The 284-nt window shown below is 71.5% G+C and carries 1 pseudogene; it reads right to left on the bottom strand.

Features of this window, described 5'->3' with window-relative positions:
- Positions 1–284 (bottom strand): annotated as a pseudogene (locus SM753_RS20390) (nicotinate phosphoribosyltransferase); the annotation flags it as partial.

Below are 284 nucleotides of genomic sequence, written 5' to 3'. Positions count from 1 at the left end.
CGCGCCGTCGTCGGTGCGGTACACTTGCTTGACGCCGCCGAGCTTCCCACGTTTCGAGATGGGCTCGCCGTCGACCGCGACGATATCGAGCGAGAAGTCCACGGAGTTCGCGTCCGTGATGGCGCTCCCGACGCCGAACCCGTCCACGACGTCCCGTAGCTCGCGGAGCGCCGCGGGGCCGAGCCCGCCCGAGACGAAGACGTCGACGTCGTCGTGCCCGCGGGCGTCGAGCGCCCACTGGACCTCGCGGACGATGTGCTCGAAGTCCCCGCGGCGACTCCCCG

This window comes from Halostella sp. PRR32, assembly GCF_034808085.1.
GTDB classification, from domain to species: Archaea; Halobacteriota; Halobacteria; order Halobacteriales; family Natronoarchaeaceae; genus Halostella; species Halostella pelagica.
The sequence above is the reverse complement of the archived record's forward strand: the minus strand, read 5'-3'. Positions and strand labels throughout refer to the sequence as shown.